Annotated in this window: 16 protein-coding genes and 3 pseudogenes; 11 read left to right on the forward strand and 8 right to left on the reverse strand. The window is 72.3% G+C overall.

Annotated elements, in window-relative coordinates:
• The 6 genes and pseudogenes from GTY56_RS03740 to GTY56_RS03765 all read left to right on the forward strand — a co-directional run.
• Positions 1-226, forward strand: a pseudogene (locus GTY56_RS03740) (ATP-binding protein); the annotation flags it as partial.
• The gene (locus GTY56_RS03745; RefSeq protein WP_107459058.1) at positions 223-645 is read left to right on the forward strand and encodes a roadblock/LC7 domain-containing protein; all 423 of its coding nucleotides are present in this window, start codon (positions 223-225) and stop codon (positions 643-645) included. The pseudogene GTY56_RS03740 and the gene GTY56_RS03745, both read left to right, overlap by 4 nt.
• Positions 642-1004: a DUF742 domain-containing protein gene (locus tag GTY56_RS03750; RefSeq protein WP_161362429.1), complete on the forward strand. Its 363-nt coding sequence runs from the start codon at positions 642-644 to the stop codon at positions 1002-1004. Before GTY56_RS03745 ends, GTY56_RS03750 begins: the two co-directional genes overlap by 4 nt.
• On the forward strand, positions 976-1605 hold the full coding sequence (locus GTY56_RS03755; protein ID WP_161362431.1) for a GTP-binding protein: 630 nt from the start codon (positions 976-978) through the stop codon (positions 1603-1605). Before GTY56_RS03750 ends, GTY56_RS03755 begins: the two co-directional genes overlap by 29 nt.
• Positions 1602-2840, forward strand: coding sequence for a cytochrome P450 family protein (locus GTY56_RS03760; RefSeq protein WP_161362433.1), 1239 nt, complete (start codon positions 1602-1604; stop codon positions 2838-2840). The genes GTY56_RS03755 and GTY56_RS03760 overlap by 4 nt, the downstream gene beginning before the upstream one ends.
• Positions 2837-4063 carry a cytochrome P450 gene (locus GTY56_RS03765; protein WP_161362435.1) on the forward strand — a complete coding sequence of 409 codons (1227 nt, stop codon included), beginning with the start codon at positions 2837-2839 and terminating at the stop codon, positions 4061-4063. Before GTY56_RS03760 ends, GTY56_RS03765 begins: the two co-directional genes overlap by 4 nt.
• Before the next feature lie 230 nt (positions 4064-4293).
• On the opposite strand, the gene GTY56_RS03770 is transcribed toward GTY56_RS03765, so the two are convergent.
• Positions 4294-5787: a helix-turn-helix domain-containing protein gene (locus tag GTY56_RS03770; RefSeq protein WP_161362437.1), complete on the reverse strand. Its 1494-nt coding sequence runs from the start codon at positions 5785-5787 to the stop codon at positions 4294-4296.
• A 170-nt stretch (positions 5788-5957) separates the two neighbouring features.
• Between GTY56_RS03770 and GTY56_RS03775 the strand changes: the two genes are divergently transcribed.
• The 5 genes from GTY56_RS03775 (at position 5958) to GTY56_RS03795 (ending at position 11094) form a co-directional block, all read left to right on the forward strand.
• Positions 5958-6578, forward strand: coding sequence for an L-threonylcarbamoyladenylate synthase (locus tag GTY56_RS03775; RefSeq protein ID WP_161362439.1), 621 nt, complete (start codon positions 5958-5960; stop codon positions 6576-6578).
• 145 nt (positions 6579-6723) lie between these two features.
• Positions 6724-7479 carry a dienelactone hydrolase family protein gene (locus GTY56_RS03780; protein ID WP_161362441.1) on the forward strand — a complete coding sequence of 252 codons (756 nt, stop codon included), beginning with the start codon at positions 6724-6726 and terminating at the stop codon, positions 7477-7479.
• 120 nt (positions 7480-7599) lie between these two features.
• Positions 7600-8433 carry an MHYT domain-containing protein gene (locus GTY56_RS03785; RefSeq protein ID WP_161362443.1) on the forward strand — a complete coding sequence of 278 codons (834 nt, stop codon included), beginning with the start codon at positions 7600-7602 and terminating at the stop codon, positions 8431-8433.
• Between the two features lie 47 nt (positions 8434-8480).
• Complete coding sequence (locus GTY56_RS03790; protein WP_161362445.1) at positions 8481-9986, forward strand: metallophosphoesterase; 1506 nt, start codon at positions 8481-8483, stop codon at positions 9984-9986.
• Positions 9987-10065: 79 nt separating this feature from the next.
• Entirely contained in the window at positions 10066-11094 is a 1029-nt protein-coding gene (locus GTY56_RS03795) for an LLM class flavin-dependent oxidoreductase (protein WP_161362447.1), read from the forward strand.
• 34 nt (positions 11095-11128) lie between these two features.
• Here GTY56_RS03795 and GTY56_RS03800 read toward each other — a convergent pair.
• The 7 genes and pseudogenes from GTY56_RS03800 to GTY56_RS03830 form a co-directional block, all read right to left on the reverse strand.
• Positions 11129-11857: pseudogene (locus GTY56_RS03800) on the reverse strand (TauD/TfdA dioxygenase family protein); the annotation flags it as partial.
• A gap of 47 nt (positions 11858-11904) precedes the next feature.
• Positions 11905-12306, reverse strand: a pseudogene (locus GTY56_RS03805) (aldehyde dehydrogenase family protein); the annotation flags it as partial.
• Entirely contained in the window at positions 12209-13297 is a 1089-nt protein-coding gene (locus GTY56_RS03810) for a homoserine dehydrogenase (protein ID WP_161362449.1), read from the reverse strand. The pseudogene GTY56_RS03805 and the gene GTY56_RS03810, both read right to left, overlap by 98 nt.
• Positions 13298-13506: 209 nt before the next feature.
• Positions 13507-15231: an acyl-CoA dehydrogenase family protein gene (locus tag GTY56_RS03815; RefSeq protein WP_161362451.1), complete on the reverse strand. Its 1725-nt coding sequence runs from the start codon at positions 15229-15231 to the stop codon at positions 13507-13509.
• Between the two features lie 93 nt (positions 15232-15324).
• A complete protein-coding gene (locus GTY56_RS03820; RefSeq protein ID WP_161362455.1) occupies positions 15325-15897 on the reverse strand; it encodes a PadR family transcriptional regulator in 573 nt (190 codons plus the stop codon).
• Between the two features lie 85 nt (positions 15898-15982).
• Positions 15983-17770 (reverse strand): SpoIIE family protein phosphatase, encoded by a 1788-nt coding sequence (locus GTY56_RS03825; RefSeq protein WP_524540072.1) that lies wholly within the window; start codon positions 17768-17770, stop codon positions 15983-15985.
• A 53-nt stretch (positions 17771-17823) separates the two neighbouring features.
• On the reverse strand, positions 17824-18507 hold the full coding sequence (locus GTY56_RS03830) for a class I SAM-dependent DNA methyltransferase (protein WP_346345407.1): 684 nt from the start codon (positions 18505-18507) through the stop codon (positions 17824-17826).
• Positions 18508-18605: the final 98 nt, after the last annotated feature.

The following is an 18605-nucleotide window of genomic DNA, read 5'->3' on the forward strand; positions in this document are numbered from 1 at the left end:
CCCCGCCGCGGCCGAAGGCCCGCCCCAGCGCCGCCCGCGCCGCCCCGAGGAGTCCGCCGCCGCCCTCGGCGCCCTCCAGTCGGGTACCGCGGCGGCGCGGTTCGCCGCCGGGTCGAACACCGGCGCCGTCCCAGCCGTACCTGAGGGTGCCCCGGCCGTGACCACGGCCGACCCGGCGTCCGAGGACGCCCACAGCAACGACGACGAAGGGGGAACGGCTCGATGACCAGCCGCGCAACGGGGGACACGGCATGGGTGCTCGAACCGGTCCTGGAGGTGCCGCACGTCGTGGCCGCCGCCCTGCTGACCAGGGACGGACTCGTCACGGGCTACACCGACGCGCTGTCGCGGCCGTCGGCCGAGCGGGTCGCGGCGATCACCAGCACCGTGCAGGGCGCCTGCCGTACCGCGGCGGCGGCGTTCGCCGACACCGACCGGGCCGAGATCCGGCAGGTCGTCATCGAGTCGGACCACGGCTATGTGCTCATCGTGCCGACGGACCACGGCACCTGCGTCGCCGCGTACGGCGATCCCGAGGTGCGACTGGACCTGCTCGCCCACCGGGTGCACTCGCAGGTGGCGCGGCTGGGCGAGAAGGCCATGGCCGCCGGGCCCCGAGGTGCCGACGGCGACACGCCGGCATGACGGGCCGCCGAGGCGGCCGTCCCCTGGTTCCCGCGTACCTGTCGACCGGCGGGGTGGCGCGGCCCAGCCGTGCCCATCTGGAGCGGCTGTCCGTCCTCACCGGCAGCGGTGAGCCGGCCCCCGCGGGACTGCCCGCCGCCCAGGCGGCCCTGCTGGAGGAGCTGGAGTACGGGTCGTTGACGGTGCTGGAGGCCGCCGCCCTGCTGCGGCTGCCCGTCTCCGCGGTGCTCGTGCTGGCCGCCGACCTCCTCGACCGCGGCCTGATTCTGGCCCGCGCGCCGATCCCGCGCGCCCGGCGCTTCGACCCCGACCTGCTGAAAAGAGTGGCCGATGGCCTCCGCGACCTCAAGCACCGTTGACGACCGGTCCGGCGGTACGGACGTCCATCTCCCCGACACCGCCCAGGACTTGGTGAAGATCCTGATCGCCGGGCCGTTCGGGGTGGGCAAGACCACCCTGATCCGCTCCGTCTCCGAGATCCGCCCGCTGCACACAGAAGAGCAGCTCACCGAGGCCTCCGCGGGGGTCGACGACCTCTCCGGCGTACGGGACAAGTCGACCACCACGGTCGCCGTCGACTTCGGCCGGATCAGCCTGCCGGGCGGCATCGTGCTGTACCTGTTCGGCACGCCCGGCCAGGAGCGGTTCCGGCCGCTGTGGGACGACATCGCCTACGGGGCGCTCGGCGCGCTCGTGCTGGTCGACGCCCGCCGGATCGACGCCTCGTTCGACGTGCTGGAGCTGGTGGAGGAGACCGGACTGCCGTACGCGGTCGCCTTCAACAGCTTCCCGGACGCCCCCCGCCACCACACGCCCGACCAACTGCGCGCCGCCCTGGACCTGGAGCCCATGACCCCGATGGTGACCTGCGACGCGCGGGAGGCGGACTCCTCGGTCGACGCCCTGCTGGCGCTGGTGCAGCACCTGATCGACCACAACCCTCCCCCGGAGCCCCGGTGACCCACCCGTCCCCCACCGAGCAGGCCTTCCCCCTCGCCGTGCCCGTCCGCCTGTGGGAGGACGGCTTCGCCCGCGATCCCCACCCCTACTACGCCGCCCTGCGCGCCCACGGGCCGGTCGGCTGGGCGGAACTGGCGCCCGGTGTCCCGGCGTACGTCGTCACCGACCGACGGGCGGCGCTGGAGCTGTTGCACGACACGGAGACGTTCTCGCACGATCCCCGGCCGTGGGAGGCGACCGTCCCCGACGACTCGCCGGTGCTGGGCATGATGCGCTGGCGGCCCAACACCCTGTTCGCCGACGGTGGCTCCCACCTGCGCTACCGCACCTCGCTCATCGACGCCTTCGACCTGGTGGAGCCGCACGATCTGCGGGCCCGGGTGCACCGGGCGGTGCACCTGCTGGTGAGCCGGATCGGGCCGCGCGGCGAGGCCGACCTGGTGGGCGAGTTCACCCGGCCGCTGATGGCGCTGGTGTTCAACAGCCTGTTCGGGCTGCCGGACAGCGCGAGCGACCGGCTGAACGCCGCGCTGGGCAGGCTGATCGAGGGCGGCGCCCGGGCGGCGCAGGGCGAGGCCGAGTTCGGCGGGTACGTGCTGGAGCTGATCACCGCCAAGACCGAACGGCGCGGCGACGACCTGCCGAGCTGGTTGCTGGACCACCCGGCGGGGCTGACGCCCGAGGAGGTCACCTGGCAGGTGTTCCTCACCCTCGGCGCGGGGCACGAGCCGACGGCCAACCTGGTGTCCAACGCGCTGTCCCGGATCCTGGGCAACCCGGCCTACTACTCGACACTCACCAGCGGCGCCCGCCCGGTGACGGACGCGGTACTGGAGGTCCTGCACCACGAGACGCCGCTCGCCAACTACGGCATCCACTACGCCCGTACGGCCGTCTCCTTCCACGGGGCCCGGATCAGGGCCGCTGTACCGGTGGTGATCTCCTACGGGGCGCTTGCCGAAGCGGCCGAGCGGGAGCGCGGGGCGGCCCGGCAGCCGTCCGACGCCTCGCACCTGTCCTGGTCGGCGGGCCCGCACGCCTGCCCCGTCAAGCAGCACACCCTGCTCATCGCCACCGAGGCGATCGAACGGCTCACCCAGTGGCTGCCCGACCTCGAACCCGTGCTGCCGCGCGAGCGCCTGACGTGGCGCCCCGGGCCGTTCCACCGCTCGCTGACCGCGCTGCCCGTCCGTTTCAGCCCCCGCTCCCCCGACCAGCCTGGAGGACGACCGTGACCGTGACCGACCGCATCGCCCTGGACCCGTTAGGAGCCGACATCGCCGCCGAGAGTGCCCGGCTGCGCGGGCTCGGCCCGGTCGTGCCGGTGGAGCTGCCCGGCGGTGTCCCCGCCTGGGCGCCGACGCGCTACGACACGCTGAAGGAGCTCATCCTCGACCCGCGGGTCAGCAAGGACCCGCGGCTGCACTGGCGGCTCTGGCCCGAGATCGGTGAACACCCCTCCTGGGGCTGGATCCTGGGCTGGGTCGGCGTGGTCAACATGCTGTCCGCCTACGGCCCGGACCACACCCGGCTGCGCAAGCTGGTCGCGCCCAGCTTCACGCACCGGCGCACCGAGGCGATGCGGCCCCGGGTGGAGGCGATCACGGCGGAGCTGCTGGCCGCGCTGGAGGCGGCCGACGGTGAGGTCGTCGACGTCAAGGCGGGGCTCGCCCATCCGCTGCCGATGCGGATGATCTGCGAACTGATGGGCGTGCCGGAGGAGTTGTGGGAGGACACCAGCCGGCTCATCGCGGCCCTCATGGACACCTCCGACCCGAGCCCGGAGCGCGCGGCGTCCGTGCAGCGGCAGATCGGGACGGTGCTGCCCGCGCTGATCGCGCACCGGGCCGCGCACCCCGGGGACGACATGACGACGGAGCTGATCCGGGTCCGGGACGAGGACGGCGACCGGCTGAGCGAGGAGGAGTTGCTGTACACGCTCCTGCTGGTGATCGGCGCCGGATTCGAGACGACGGTGAACCTGATAGGCAACGCGGTGGTCGCCCTGCTCCGCAGTCCGGGGCAGCTGGCGGCCGTGCGTTCGGGCGAGATCGGCTGGGACGCGGTCGTCGACGAGACCTTGCGCGCGCACCCGTCGATCGCGTCGCTGCCGCTGCGGTTCGCCGTCACCGACCTCGCCGTCGGTGGGGTGACGATCCCGGCCGGCGACGCCATCATCACGACGTACGCCGCCGCGGGGCTCGATCCGGAGCGCTACGGGCCGGATGCCGACCGGTTCGACGCCGCGCGGGGCGCCGACGACCATCTGGCGTTCGGGATCGGCGTGCACCGCTGCATCGGGGCGCCGCTGGCCCGGCTGGAGGCGCTGACCGCGCTGCCGGCGCTGTTCGAGCGGTTCCCCGGCCTGCGCCTGGCCGAAGGCGACGAGGGTCTGCGGCAGGTGCCGTCGTTCATCGCGTTCGGCTGGCAGGAGATCCCGGTGCGGCTGCGGGGCTGACGCACCGGCGGGCGTCGCCGTGTGAGGGCAGCGCGCGGGAGCGCGACCGGTCCCCCGTTCCGGTCGTGCCCCCGCTGTTGGTTGAACCTACGTCCAGGGCTGTGGCCTTGTGAACCGTGTCGATGCCCACTGCATGCTCTGCGGGGCTCACCCGTGCACAGCTGAGTCCGGATGGCCCGGTTTCGTCCCGTCCGGACCCGGCCGAGCGGTTGTCCCGGCGGAGAACCGGCTCATGCGGGGCGCCGGAGTTCCGGCAGGTCGAGGTCGCCGACGGCCAGGTGCGCCAGCACGACCTCGTACAGGTCGGTGCCTGCGGCGAGAAGCTGGCGTTCCAGGACGGGTTCGGCGCTGCGGACGTGTTCGCGCACGGTCTGGGCGTGCACGCCGAGGGCCTGAGCGGCCCGTTCGGCGTTGCCGCCGGCGGTGATCCAGGTGCGCAGCGTCCGGCGGGGGTTCCTGGTGTCGGCGTCCAGCCGGCCCAGCAGGTCATGCGCCCAGGTGCGCACGGTGGGACCGGACAGCAGGTCGGCGAGCCCCAGCCCGGGGTCCTCGGTGCCGTCGGCGTGCGGGGTGTCGGGCAGGCCGATCTGGGTGTTGAGCGCCAGGTGGACGACGGCCCGGGCCGTGAGGTCGGTGAAGTCGGTGCCGAGCAGGGTCTCGACGCGTTCCATACGGGCGCGGACGGTGTTGCGGCTGACGCCGAGGACCTTGGCGGCGTTGACTGCGGTGAACTCCAGGCCGAGCCGGCTGGTGGCGAGGAGTTCGGCGCGGGTGTGGTGCGGCAGGCTGTCCAGCGGCCGCAGCACCCGGGACGTCCAGCCGCGCAGCGCCACCGGGTCCATGAGGCGTTCGGGGTGGGTGCGCTCGGCGTAGACGGCCGTCTTGTCGGGCCGGAAGTGTGCGACGGCGAGGGCGCTGACGGCCTGTCCGTAGGAGGTGGCGGTCCGGGCGAGGCTCTGCCGGACGCTGCCGCCGAGGAAGAGGCCGGGGTGCCGCCGGACCAGGGACCGCAGGGCATCGCCCGTGGCCTCCCGGGGGCCGACGACGATCACGTGGCCGTCCATGGCCGGGCAGCGGACGACCAGGGCGTCCTCCCGGGTGCTGTCCAGGCACTCCTCGGCGATGCGGTCGCGTGCGGCGGGGTCGGACTCGACGACGTACACGCTCGCCGTCTCGGCGTCGAGCAGGCCGGGCCAGAGTCCCGCGGCGACGCGGCGCGCGGCGATCGTGTCCTCGACCATGAGCAGTTGCAGGATCGCCAGGCGCAGGTCGGCGGTGGCCCGGCGCAGCCGGTGCCCGGCCGCGTTCGAATCGTTCACCGTCAGCAGCAGCTCGATCACCTGGGCGGTGTGGGTGACGATGTCGGAGGCCCGCCGGTCGAAGGGGCTGTCCCGGGAGACGGCGAGCACGCACGCGTGGGACGGGTGCTCCACCCTGACCAGGCGCAGGTGGCGTTCGCGGCTCTGCCAGGCCGCGGAGGCGATCCGGCCGGCGGTGATGTCCGCGACCAGGTCCTCGTCCAGGGGGAGCCGGTTTCCGGCGACGAGGTTCCCGGCGGCGTCCTGCAGGGCGACGGTCGCGCTCACGGTGCCGGAGAGCCAGGCGACGACTCTGCGGACGTCGCGTCCGGCCGGGCGCAGATGCTCCAGCAGTTCCGCCGCCCACGCCGGGCCCGTACCGGGCTGCGTCTCCTGCTGCCGGTTCCCGTCCTCTCGGCCAGCCACCTGGGCCTTCCCCTCACTTCTCGCGCCGCTTCGGCACACCGGTCGGGGACGTTACCTCACGTCCGCGGGGCTCTCCTGCCGGGCCCGGACGCCGGACGGCGGGGGCCCGTGTCCCCGGGCCCGGCCCCCTCCTGCGCCGCCGACCCGGACCGGCGGCATAAGCTCGGTGGATGGCGAAGTACTACGACGTGCACCCCGACAATCCCCAGGCCCGCACCATCGGCCAGATCGCCGACAGCATCCGTGCCGACGCTCTTGTCGCGTACCCCACGGACTCCTGTTACGCACTGGGCTGCCGCCTCGGCAGTCGTGACGGCATCGACCGGATCCGTACGATCCGCAAGCTGGACGACCGGCACCACTTCACTCTCGTGTGCCAGGACTTCGCCCAGCTCGGCCAGTTCGTGCGGATCGACAACGACGTGTTCCGCGCGATCAAGGCGTCGACGCCGGGCAGCTACACGTTCATCCTGCCCGCGACGAAGGAGGTGCCGCGTGTGCTGCAACACCCCAAGAAGAAGACCGTCGGTGTGCGCATCCCCGACCACGTCGTCACGCAGGCCCTCCTCGCCGAGCTCGGGGAGCCGCTGCTGTCCAGCACGCTGCTGCTGCCCGGCGAGGAGGAGCCGATGACACAGGGCTGGGAGATCAAGGACCTGCTCGACCACGTGCTGGACGGGGTCGTCGACTCCGGTGACTGCGGGACGGAGCCGACGACGGTCGTCGACTTCTCCGGCGGGGAGGCCGAGATCGTGCGGATCGGCGCGGGCGACCCCTCGCGGTTCGAGTAAAACGCGAACCAAGGGCCGTTCACAGTTCAACCACGTGCCGGGGGCGGGCGAGTTGCCCCGGGAACGGGCGTGTCACGATGCCCGTGATCCGCCCGGTCACGCGGACGGGTTCCTGGTTTCCACCCCGCAGAGAGGCAGCCCAGCCATGACGGCCGTACAGGGAACCGCTGTCGACATCCCCACCGGGGACGGCACCGCCGACGCGTATCTGGCCCACCCCGCCGACGGGGCCGCCCACCCGGCGGTCCTGGTCTTCATGGACGCCTTCGGTCTGCGCCCGCAGCTGCGGTCCATGGCGGACCGGCTGGCCGCCGAGGGCTACGCGGTGCTGGTGCCGAACGTGTTCTACCGGCACGGTCGCGCCCCGCTGTTCGACCTGCCCGAGTTCATCGACCCGGGGGCGCGCCCGGAGATCTTCGAGCGCATCGTGCCGGTCATGCAGGCTCTGACGCCCGACCTGGCGATGCGCGACGCCGGTGCGTATCTGAGCTGGCTGGCCGGTTGCCCGGCCGTTGCCGACGGTCCGGTCGCGCTGACCGGCTACTGCATGGGCGCCCGGCTCTCGCTGCTCACGGCGGGCACCTGTCCGGAGCGGGTCGCGGCCGCGGCCGGCTTCCACGGCGGACGGCTGGCCACGGACGCCCCGGACAGCCCTCACCTGGTGGCCGGCAGGATCACCGCCGAGCTGTACTTCGGCCACGCCGACCAGGACCCCTCGCTGCCCGAGGAGCAGATCGAGCGCCTGGAGGAGGCTCTGACGGCGGCGGGCGTGCGCCACCGGTGCGAGGTGTACACGGGGGCGCCCCACGGTTTCACCCAGGCCGACACCGCCTCGTACCACCAGGAGGGCGCCGAGCGGCACTGGTCGGCGCTGCTCGACCTGCTGAAGCGTACATTCTGACCCCAATCGGGATCTGCTGAGGAGGAGTTGCCCGCCTACCGACGGTAAGGGCTTGCTCTCATGCGATCCCTGCGCGTAGACCTTGCTGAGAACCAGCCATGAATCGGGGGGAGTTGGCTCATGGACGGCACGGTCGACGGGTTCCGCTACGGTGCGGTGACCCCGGTGGCGGCCTATCTGATGGCCTGTCTGGGAGGGGCGCTGGGGCTGCGGTGCATCGTGCGCTCGCTGCTCGACGCGCGTTCCTTCAGGGCGGGCTGGCTGGCGTTAGGCGCCGCCTCCATCGGTTGCGGCATCTGGACGATGCACTTCATCGCCATGATCGGCTTCCACGTGGAGGAGACCCGGGTCCGGTACGACGCGGCCACGACGGTGCTCAGTCTCGTCGTGGCCGTCGCCGTGGTGGGCGTCGGCGTCTTCATCGTCGGTCTCCGCGGCGCGAGCGGAGCCACGCTGGCGGTGGCGGGAGCGCTCACCGGCCTGGGCGTCGCGGGCATGCACTACCTCGGCATGGCGGCGATGCGGCTGAACGGCGAGGTCGGTTACGACCCGGTCGGTGTCGCGCTGTCCGTGCTGATCGCCATCGGTGCCGCAACGGCGGCGCTGTGGGCGGCCGTCACCATCCGCGGCTTCCTGACAAGCCTCGGGGCGAGCCTGGTGATGGGCGTGGCGGTGTCCGGGATGCACTACACGGGCATGGCCGCCGTCAGCGTCCATGTGCACGACATGACCGGCGGGACCTGGGAGGGCGACTCACCCACGTCCCTGCTGCTGCCGATGCTGCTGGGCCCGGTCGTCTTCCTGCTGCTGGCCGGGGTCGTGGTGATGTTCGATCCGCTGCTCGTGCTGGGCGAGCGGTCCGCCGCATCCCGCAGGGCAGCCCCGGCCGTCAACTCCCCGGCCGGGGGGCGTCCTTCGTGGCGTGCAGCGGCCTCGTCCGCGCGCGAACGGTGAACAGCCCGCCTCGGGGCGGTTCATGAGCCGGTTGTTACCGTGCACCGGTGTCTGACTCCTCACGCGATACCGCCGAAGGCGCCGGCTGGGGCACCACCGAACGAGGCGCGTACCAGCGGTTGATGCCCCTGAAGACCGAGAAGATCTCCTGGCTGAACCCCAGGATGCTGTGGGTCGCCCGCAACGGCGTGCTCGCCTCCTGGCTCGGGGACCCGACCGGCGGGACGCGCAGCCGTTGGGTGGCGCAGCGGGCGGCCTTCGGCGCACCGGCCGACAAGGTGATCCGGCGCGACGACCCGGACCGGTTCTCGTTCCTGGTCATCGGTGACACCGGTGAGGGTGACGACCCCCAGTACGCCGTGGTGCCGGGCCTGCTGAGGGCCGGTCAGGACACGCGCTTCGCCGTGCTGGCCAGTGACGTGATCTACCCGGTGGGCAGTGCGGACGACTACGACACCAAGTTCTTCCGCCCCTACCGCGACTACCCGGCGCCGATCTACGCGATCCCCGGCAACCACGACTGGTACGAGGACCTCGGCGGCTTCATGCGCGTCTTCTGCGACGACGCCCCGCCCCTGTCGCCCGAGCCCCGGCCGCGCCCGCTCACCCGGGCCTGGCTGCGGTCGCTGCTGTGGCACCGGCCGGGCCCGGACGACGGCCGGCGCCTCGACGAGGCGCGCAGTCAACGCTCCGCCGCCGACCAGCAGGCCGTCCAGCCGGGCCCGTACTGGGCGATCGACGCCGGGCCGGTGCGGATCGTCGGCATCGACACGGGTCTGCTCGGCGCCCTCGACGCCGAGCAGGGCGCCTGGCTGCGCGCGGTCTCCCGGGGGCCCCGCCCGAAGATCCTGGTCACCGGCTCGCCGCTGTACGTGGACGGCCGGTGCGAGCCGTGCGCCATCGAAGGGGGCGGGACCGTCGACGCGATCGTCCGCGACCCGGACCACCACTACGTGGCCGCGATCGGCGGCGACATCCACAACTACCAGCGCTACCCGGTGCGGCTGGACGACGGCCGCACCCTCCAGTACGTCGTCGCGGGCGGGGGCGGCGCGTTCATGCACGCCACCCACACGATCCCCCGCGTCAACGTCGCCGGCGTCACCGAGGGGGACTTCCGCTGCTACCCGCTGCGCGGCGACTCCCTGGCCTTCTACAGCCGGCTCTACGGCCGCCGGCTGCGGATGCGCCGCTTCTTCACGCTCACCGAGGCCGAGGCGACGGCCGTGATCGCCGAGCGTCTCGGCATCAAGCCCACTCGGACACCGGGCGCCTCGACCCGCGTCACCCGGCGCGTCCGCCTGGTCGCGGGGCTGCTCGGCACCGGCCGCCGCCCCGACAAGGCGAAGCGGTTCCGGCTGCCCGTGCGGAAGATCTACACGTCGCTGTTCTCGCCGGGCTCGGCGACGTACAGCCCGCCGTTCTTCAAGTGCTTCCTGCGTCTGGACGTCTCCCCGGAGTCGGTCCGGCTGCGCTGTTACGCGGCCACCGGCAACCGCGCCCAGGAGGCCGACCCGCCGGTCGAGGACGAGGTGACGATTCCGCTGCGCTGACCGGACGGAACGGGAACAGCACGGGCCTCCGCGGAGTTGACACACCACAGGCCATTGAAGTTTCAATGACGGAGGGTTCATGCCGCCGACCTCACGACCGCTGCGCAAGCTGGGCTTCCTGACCATCGGACTGTTCGACGCGGCGGATCCGCGCCGAGGTCACGAGTCGACGCTGGAGATCATCGAGCTGGGCGAGCGGCTCGGTTTCGACAGCGCGTGGGTGCGTCACCGGCATCTTCAGTACGGCATCTCCTCCCCGGTCGCCGTCCTGGCGGCGGCGTCCCAGCGCACCCGCCGCATCGAGCTGGGCACGGCGGTCACCCCGCTCGGCTGGGAGAACCCGCTGCGGCTGGCCGAGGACCTGGCCACCGTGGACCTGCTGTCGGGCGGCCGGCTCAACCCGGGCGTGAGCGTGGGCCCACCCCTGCACTTCGACCAGGTCAAGGGCGCGCTCTACCCGGACACGGCCGGCGCGGAGGACTTCGGCTACGGGCGCGTGGAGCGGCTGCTCGCGGCCGTGCGGGGCGAGCCGGTGACGGACTTCAGCGGGGTCGAGGGCTTCGAGGTCTTCTCCGACCGGGTGCAGCCTCAGTCCCCCGGCTTGGGGAGCCGCCTGTGGTACGGCGGCGGCAGCCTGCGGTCGGCCCGGTGGGCGGGCGAGCACGGCATGAACCTCCTCACCAGCAGTGTCGTCAAGGCCGAAGAGGCCGAGGGCCCCTACGACTTCGCGGAGATGCAGCTCGCGCAGATCCGCGCCTTCCGCGCCGCCCACCCCGACGGCGAGGCGGCCCGGGTCTCGCAGGGCCTGGTCGTCATCCCCACGGACGGCGCCTCGCCCGAGCAGCGCGCACGCTACGAGGAGTACGCCGCCCAGCGCACTCCCCGGACGACCTCGCCCCAGGGCCCGGCACGGCTGCTGTTCGCGCCGGATCTGGTGGGCACCTCGGCGGAGATCGCCGAACGGCTGCACGCGCACGCCGCGTTCCGGGAGGTGGAGGAGGTGGCGTTCGCGCTGCCGTTCACCTTCGAGCACGAGGACTACGTCCAGATCCTCACCGACATGGCGACGAAGCTGGGCCCGGCCCTGGGATGGCAGCCGGGCTTCTGACGCCGGTGCCACCATCGCCTTCCGCCGGGCCGGGTCACCAGCGGCCCGGCGCGGTGCCGGTGATCGGCTCCGACGCCGTGCCGTCCACACCGACGGGCACGTCCCCGGCGAGCATCACGCGGTGCATGATCCGGGGATGGTCGAGATGGGCGGTGTCGCCGGGGGCGAGGTGCATCGTGGCCCGGTTGTCCCAGAACGCCACGCTGCCCGGCTCCCAGCGGAACCGGACCGTGTACTCGGGCCGGACCGCCTGCTCCAGCAGCATCTCCAGGACCGCGGCGCTCTCGGGCCGGGAGAGGCCGGCGATCTGCTCGACGTAGTAGCCGTTGACGTACAGGATTCGCTCCCCCGTCTCCGGGTGGACGCGCACCAGGGGGTGCACCGAGGCGACCTGGCGGTCCAGCAGGTGACGGACGTACGCGTCGTCGCCGGGCCGTGGCTGGTAGCCGACGCCGAGCCGGTGCTCGGCCCGCAGCCCGTCGACGAACTGCCGGAGCGGCGCGGAGAGTCCGGCGTACGCCGCCGCCAGGTTGGACCAGGCGGTGTCGCCGCCGTAGGGCGGTACCGTCTCGGCGCGCAGGATCGTCGCGGCGGGCGGGTCGACGCGCGCGCCGTGGTCGCAGTGCCAGCCGCGCAGCAGGGTGTGCCGGCGGCGGCGCAGCCACTCGTCGTGCTCCATCCCGAACCGTCCGCCCAGCTCCAGGCGGTCGGCGGTCGTCTCGATCTCGGGGAAGTCCGGCGGCGATGCCTTGCCCCGCCGGGGCTGACCTCACCGGCGTTGCGCCGTGCCTCGGCCGCGGACAGGGACAGGGTGTTGACCGCGCGGGTGACTTCCTTGCGGGCCTGGACGATGGTCTTGCCGGCCTCGCTGACGATCAGCCGGGCGAAGGACGCGGCGCGCCGCTCGACCAGGTGGGCGGCGCGTTCCAGCACCGCGGCCCGGCAGGCGCGGGACAGCGCGGCCGCGGTGCGGCGCCCGCACCTGGCCTGCTGGAGGATGCCGCCGACGGCGCCCGCGTCGACGGCGGGCACCGAGGCGATGACCTCGCCGGTGTAGGGGTTGAGCACGGGCACCGTGCCGGCGCCGAGTCCGACGCCGGGGGCGACGATGGTCTCAGACACGGTGTGTCTCCTGGAGGCCGGGGCGCGTGGGGGCGGTGTCGTCGTCCGCGTGGCGCTGGTGGATGGCGATGATGTCCGACAGCAGGGCATAGGCGGTCTCGATACGGCCGGCGCCGGGCCCGGACACCGTGACGGTGCCCAGCAGGTCGGTGTGGAAGGCGACAGCGTTGAGGGGGCCGGAGATCCCCGCCAGCGGATGGTGTGCCGGCAGGGCCAGCGGGGCGACGCGGGCGTCGACGCCGCCGTCCTCGCGGCGGCTGGCGGAGCCGACCAGCTTCCAGCGCAGCCCCTTGCGGGCGGCGTCCCGCACTTCGTTCGGTGTGATCGCCGAGATGCCCTCGCAGAAGACGTCCTCGCGGCGCAGGTCGGCGCCGAGTACCACGTTGGCCAGGATCATGACCTTGAGCTGGACGTCGTGGCCCTCGATGTCGGCGGTGGGGTCGGCTTCGGCGTACCCGAGGTCCTGGGCTTCGGCGATGGCGGCCGGCAGTTCGACGCCCTCTTCGAGGCGGCCCAGGATGTAGTTCGAGGTGCCGTTCATGACGCCCTGGACGCCGGTGATCTCCAGGCCGTCGAACATGCGCTCGGCGGTGCGCAGGACGGGAGTGCCGCTGAGGACCGAGCCCTCGAACTCGAAGCTGACAGCACGCTCGGCGGCCAGCTGCTTCAGTGCGTGGCCGGCGAGTGCGACCGGTCCCTTGTTGGTGGTGCACACGTGCTTGCCCGATTCCAGGGCCCAGCGCACGTGGGAGAGGGCGGGCTCGCCGTCGGTGGGGTTGGTGAACGTCGCCTCCACGACGATGTCGGCAGGCACCTCGCGGATCACCCACGCGTTGCGCGGATCCGCACTGCCGCCGGGCAGGCCCGCGAAGCTCAGCTCCCCGGGGTCGGCGGCCAGCAGCGGCGCCAGGTCGATGCCGTCGGTGTCCACCAGGGAACCCGCCCGCAGATCGGTGATCGCCACCACCCGCAGGGCGAAACCCAGCTCCTTGGCCAGGCGGTCCCCGCTCTGGGACACGAGTTCGGCGAGCGCGCGGTTGACGCCGCCGAACCCGATGAGGGCGAGATCGTATCGGCCCATGAGATCGCTCCTTCGCAGTCCGCCGCCTTTCGTTGCGGCTGCTCAGAGCCTCGCTCCCTGGCCTGTCACCTGCTCCATGCCGCAACGGCCACCCGGCATGCCGATCTGCACCGTTGCGATGACGAATCGCCCGGTGGGACCCGGGCCGTTCGAGCGGGGAGCCGGTGTCCGGGCCGCGGCCAGGACACCGGCGGTGCATACGGGCGCGTCTACGGGGCCATCTCGTACGTGCCGGACAGCGCCTCCACCCGCTGCCAGACCCGCTCGGTACGTGCCTCGTCGACGACCGGCCGCCGGACCGAGGCCAACGCCCACTCCTGCTGCTGCTCGGTCGCCGAGTCCTTGCCGTGCAGTTCGACGGCGTGCCCGGAGAAGTCCCTTACGAGCACGGCGAAGAGTTCGTCGAGTACGTCCTCGTCGAGTCCGGTCAGGCCGGCCTGCTCCAGGACGAGCTGCCCGTGCACGACGAGTGCGAACAGCTGGCCGACCGAGAGGACGAGGTCGAGGTCGCGGCTCTGCTCCGCGTCGGGGGCGGCTGCGGCGACGAACTCGCAGAGGGCGTCGGCCTGTTCACGCAAGCGAGCGACGTTGGGAAGATGCGCGTACGCCTCGAAGGCCGGGCGCCAGTCGTGGAAGCGCACCGAGCCCAGGCCTCGGGCCGGCCCCTGCCGGAACAGGAAGTCGTCGTCGGCCGCGTCGAGACGGGTCGGCACCTCCGGGTACTCGGCCGGGTCGAGGAGGTGGTTGCGCATGAACTTCAAGATCAGCGCCAGGTTGACGTGGACCGTGCCCTCCAGCTTCGGCAGGCCGCGGATCTCCACGGCCGCCTGGCTGAAGTAGTTGTCCTTCTCGAAGCCCTTGGCGGCTATGACGTCCCACATCAGGTCGATGACCTTCTCGCCCTCCGTGGTCACCTTCATCTTCGTCATCGGATTGAAGAGCAGGTAGCGGCGGTCGTCCGGACCGGCGGAGCGGAAGTAGTCGACAGCACGGTCGCTGAACAGCTTCATGCCGACGAGCCTGACGTACGCGTCGGTCAGTTCGCGCCGCACGTGCGGGAAGGCGGTGACGGGTCGGCCGTAGAGAACGCGGTTGTGGGCGTGGGTGACGGCCTCGTACATCGCGTGTTCGCAGATGCCGATCGAGGCGGTGCACAGGTTGAACTTGCCGACGTTGACCGTGTTGAGGGCGGCGTCGAAGGCCGCGCGGCCGGTGTGCAGGACGTCGTCGGAGGATACGGGATAGTCCTCCAGACGGAACTCGCTGACGAACTTGGACGAGTCGACGACGTTCTTGACCAGGTGGTAGGCCGGATGACGGCTGTCGGCGGCGAAGAACACGTAACCTTCGGGGCCCTCGACGTCGGTGCGGCGGCCGAAGACGGAGACGAGTCCGGCGGCGTTGCCGTTGCCGATGTAGTACTTGGAGCCGGTGGCGCGGAAGCCGCCGTCGCCGTCGGGTTCGAGCAGCATGTCGGTGGAGTAGATGTCGGCGCCGTGGGCCTTCTCGGACAGGCCGAACGCGAACACCTCTCCGTGCGCGAGGAGTTCCGCGGCACGGGCGCGGGCGGCGGCGTTGTCGCTCTGCCAGACCGGGCCGAGGCCGAGGATGGTGACCTGCCAGGCGTACCAGTAGTCCAGGCCGTAGAAGCCGAGGATCTCGTTGAGCGCGGCGATACGGGCGGTGTCCCACCGCTTGTCCGGCTCCCCTTCCCCGGCACTGGACGACGGCGTCAGGAAGGTGGCGAACAGGCCCTCCTTCGCGGCGAAGGCGAGGAAGTCACCCAGCCAAGCGCGGGTCCGGTAGTCCTCGATGAGCTGCCGCTTCCCGCGCTGCTCGAACCAGTCGACGGTGGCACGCAGCAAGCGGCGCGTCTCGGGGTCGAAGTGCGCGGGGTCGTAGGTGCGCGGGTTGAAGAGCAGTTGGTCAGCCATGGTGAGGGTCCCTTTCGGCTGGTGGGCGGATGGAAATCGAGAGGTAGGGCGGCCGGAGAGGAGAAGCAGGTGTGGCGCGTGCGGTGCCGCGGGTCAGCGGCCCGGGCCGAACCGGGCCAGCGTGGCGAGCACGTCGTCCAGCCAGCCGATCATCATCCGCTCGTACGCGATGCCGCCGCGCAGTACGACGTGCTGGAGCTCCCGCTCCGCGTCCGGTGGCGCTTCCGGAGCGGCCGCGCCCGCTGCGGCCCCCGTGAAGTCCCGCTCCTCGCCTGCCAGATAGTGCGCCAGCCGGTCCCGGTGCGCATGCCGGTGCCGCTCCACCTCGCGGATCAGGGCGGCCGGGTCGTCGAACGCGGCACCCCTGATCTTCACGGCCAGGTCGTGGCGGACGCTCTCCGGCTCGATCGGATCGTGCAACCACGAGGACAGCGCGGCCCGGCCGAGGTCGGCGACGGCGTACTCCTTCTTGTCCGGACGGCCTTGCTGCGGGACGTCCCGGCCTTCGACCCAGCCGTCGTTCTCCATGCGCTTCAGTACGCGATAGATCTGCTGGTGGGTCGCGGTCCAGAAGTAGCCGATGGACCGATCGAAACGCCGAGCCAGCTCATAGCCGGATCCCGGCTTCTCCAGGAGCGACACCAGGATCGCGTGTTCGAGCGCCATGACGACGATCGTGCTATGCAACTTGTTGCATAGCAAGTCCGACCCGTGCCGATGCGACACGGCTCACGCCCGCACCTGCTCCTGATCAGGCGCGGCCGGGCAGTGCCTGCTCGAACCAGACGACCTTGCCCGTGCTCACCCTGGTCGCCCCCCAGTGCTCCGCCAGCTGATCGACCAGGAACAGTCCCCGGCCGCCCTCGTCGCTCGGCCTGGCGTGCCGCATCCTGGGCACCTGCGGTGAGTCGTCGCCCACTTCGCAGCGGAGTACGTCTGTGCGCAGCAGGCGCAGGGTGATCGGCCGGGACGCGAAGCGCACGGCGTTCGCCACCACCTCGCTGACGAGCAGCTCGGCCGGCTCCACCATCGTGTCAAGGCCCCAGTGGTGCAGGGTCCTTCGCGTCAGCCGACGTGCCTGCCCCGCGGTCTGTGGGCGTGGAGCCATGTACCAGTACGCCACCGCCTCGGGCAGGATGCCCTCGAACCGGGCCGCGAGCAGCGCGATGTCGTCGTCGCGGTCGCGCGTGCCCAGCGAGCCGAGTGCCTGGTCGCACAGCGCTTCCAGCGCCGGGCGTCCCGAACCGGCGGCGTCGGCACGCAGGTGTGCGCACAACCGCTCCACACCGGACAGCACATCCGAGTCGCGGGACTCGACGAGCCCGTCGGTGTACAGCAGCAGGGTCGCTCCGGACGGCGCGTGCGTCTCGGTGGACTCGAAGACACCGCTGCCGACGCCGATCGGAGCCCCGGGCGGGATCGGCAGTACCTCCCGCCGGCCGTCCGTGTGGAGGAGCACCGGGGGTGGGTGACCGGCGTTGGCGACCAGCAGCCGATGCAGGACCGGGTCGTACATCGCGTACAGACAGGTCGCCATGTGCTCGCTGCCCAGCCGCTCCGCCTGTTCGTCGAGGTGGTGCAGGACCTCGTCGGGAGGAAGGTCGAGCCCGGCCAGGGTCTGCACGATGGTGCGCAGCTGGCCCATGATGGCGGCCGACGTCAGGGAATGGCCCATGACGTCGCCGATCACCAGCGCGACACGGTTGCCGGGCAGCGGGATCGCGTCGTACCAGTCGCCGCCCACCTGGGAGGCGCGCGAGGCGGGCAGGTAACGGCTGGCCAGCCGGACTCCGGCCGGCTGCGGCAGTGCCGGAGGGAGCATCGTGCGCTGCAGCGCGGCGGCGACCGATGTCTCGCGGAGGTAGAGCGCGGCCTTGTCGACGCCGAGTGCGGTGTGGGTGGCGAGCTGGGAGGCGACGAGCAGGTCGTCTTCGGTGAAGGCGGGCCGGTCGGCGCGGCGGATGAGGACGACGCTGCCCAGGACGTGGCGGCGGCCGTGCAGCGGGGCGATGATCAGCCGCGGTCCGGGTGGTGCTGCTCCGGGAACGCTCACCGGTCCCAGCAACTCGGTCAGGGCGGGAGCGACTCCCGGGCCGTCTCCCGGCACGGGCCGCCCGGCTTGGAGCAGCTCGGCCAGCCGGCCGTCGGCGGCCGGGCGTACGACGTCCGCCGGTCTCACGTCCGCCGAGGTCTCCGGGGGGAGACCGGACCCGCGGGCGGCCGGACCCCTCGGCGGCGCCCGGTCCGTGCTGTGCAGCCGCAGCACGGTGGGGGAGCCGGGACCTTCGTCCCCGACCGGCAGCGGTTCGGACAGGTGGACGAAGGCCGTGTCGGCGAAGGCCGGCACGGCCGCCCGGCACAGTTCGTGCAACGTCTCGTCGAGACCGATGCCGCGGGCGATCCGGCGCGTCGCCTCGTCGAGGTAGCGGAGCCGGTCGGTCTGCGGTCCCAGAAGCTGTGGCCGGTGCGATGGCGTGACATGCCCGCTCGCCCTGGCCTGGCGGCCGGGGTGTTCATGAGCTCCCAGGTGCTTCGTCACAGCGTCGCTTCCGTCCGGGTGTTCCCCTGCCGGTGGGGGCGGAGGGGGAACCGTCAGTCGTGCCGCCTGCAGCGCAGGAAGATCTGCACCTCGGGCGGCACGTCGGCGCTCGCGGGTGCGTAGGTGTAGGAGGCCTCCTCGACGATCTCGAAGCCGGCCGCCTCGACGGTCTCCCTCAGCTCGTCCCGCAGGTATCCGGACACCCGGATGGTCCTTCCGAGGAAGGGGATCGTGAAGTCGTCCACGTCGGCCTCCACCATCGACAGGACGAACAGGCCGTCCGGCACCAGGAGATGGCGGACGGTCCGCAGGGCGACGGGGATCTCGGCGCGCGGCAGCATGAGCAGGGAGAAGAAGGCGGCCACCGCGTCGAACCGGCCGAGGTCGCAGGGGCCTCCCGGCCGCAGATCAGCGAGGTCCACCTGGTGGAACGTGCCGTGGGGCACGTGCCGGCGCGCAAGGGCGACCATTCCGCCCGACAGGTCGACGCCGACGACCCCGAAACCCGCCTCGGCCAGCTGTCGGGAGGTCGGCAGCCCGGTGCCGCATCCCAGGTCCAGCACGCGGGACCCGGCCGGCAGGGAGTCCACGAGCCACTCGGTGGCCGCGACCTGCCCCTCCTTGTGCGGGAAGGCCTCGTCGTAGTGGTCGCCGATGGCGTCGAAGGCCTCGGCCTGGCCGGTACGGTCGGGCGGTGCGTCCTCGTAGCCCAGCTTGCCGGGAGGGCTGCTGCTCACAGGCGTTCCCCCTTGCTCATCCTGCGTACTTCCCGCATATATCCTCCCCCATCGGGTCCGGGTCGACATCCCGCATGCGCACGGTATCCCTGCGCGAC

Source organism: Streptomyces sp. SID5643 (assembly GCF_009872555.1).
In the GTDB taxonomy this organism is placed as follows: domain Bacteria; phylum Actinomycetota; class Actinomycetes; order Streptomycetales; family Streptomycetaceae; genus Streptomyces; species Streptomyces iakyrus.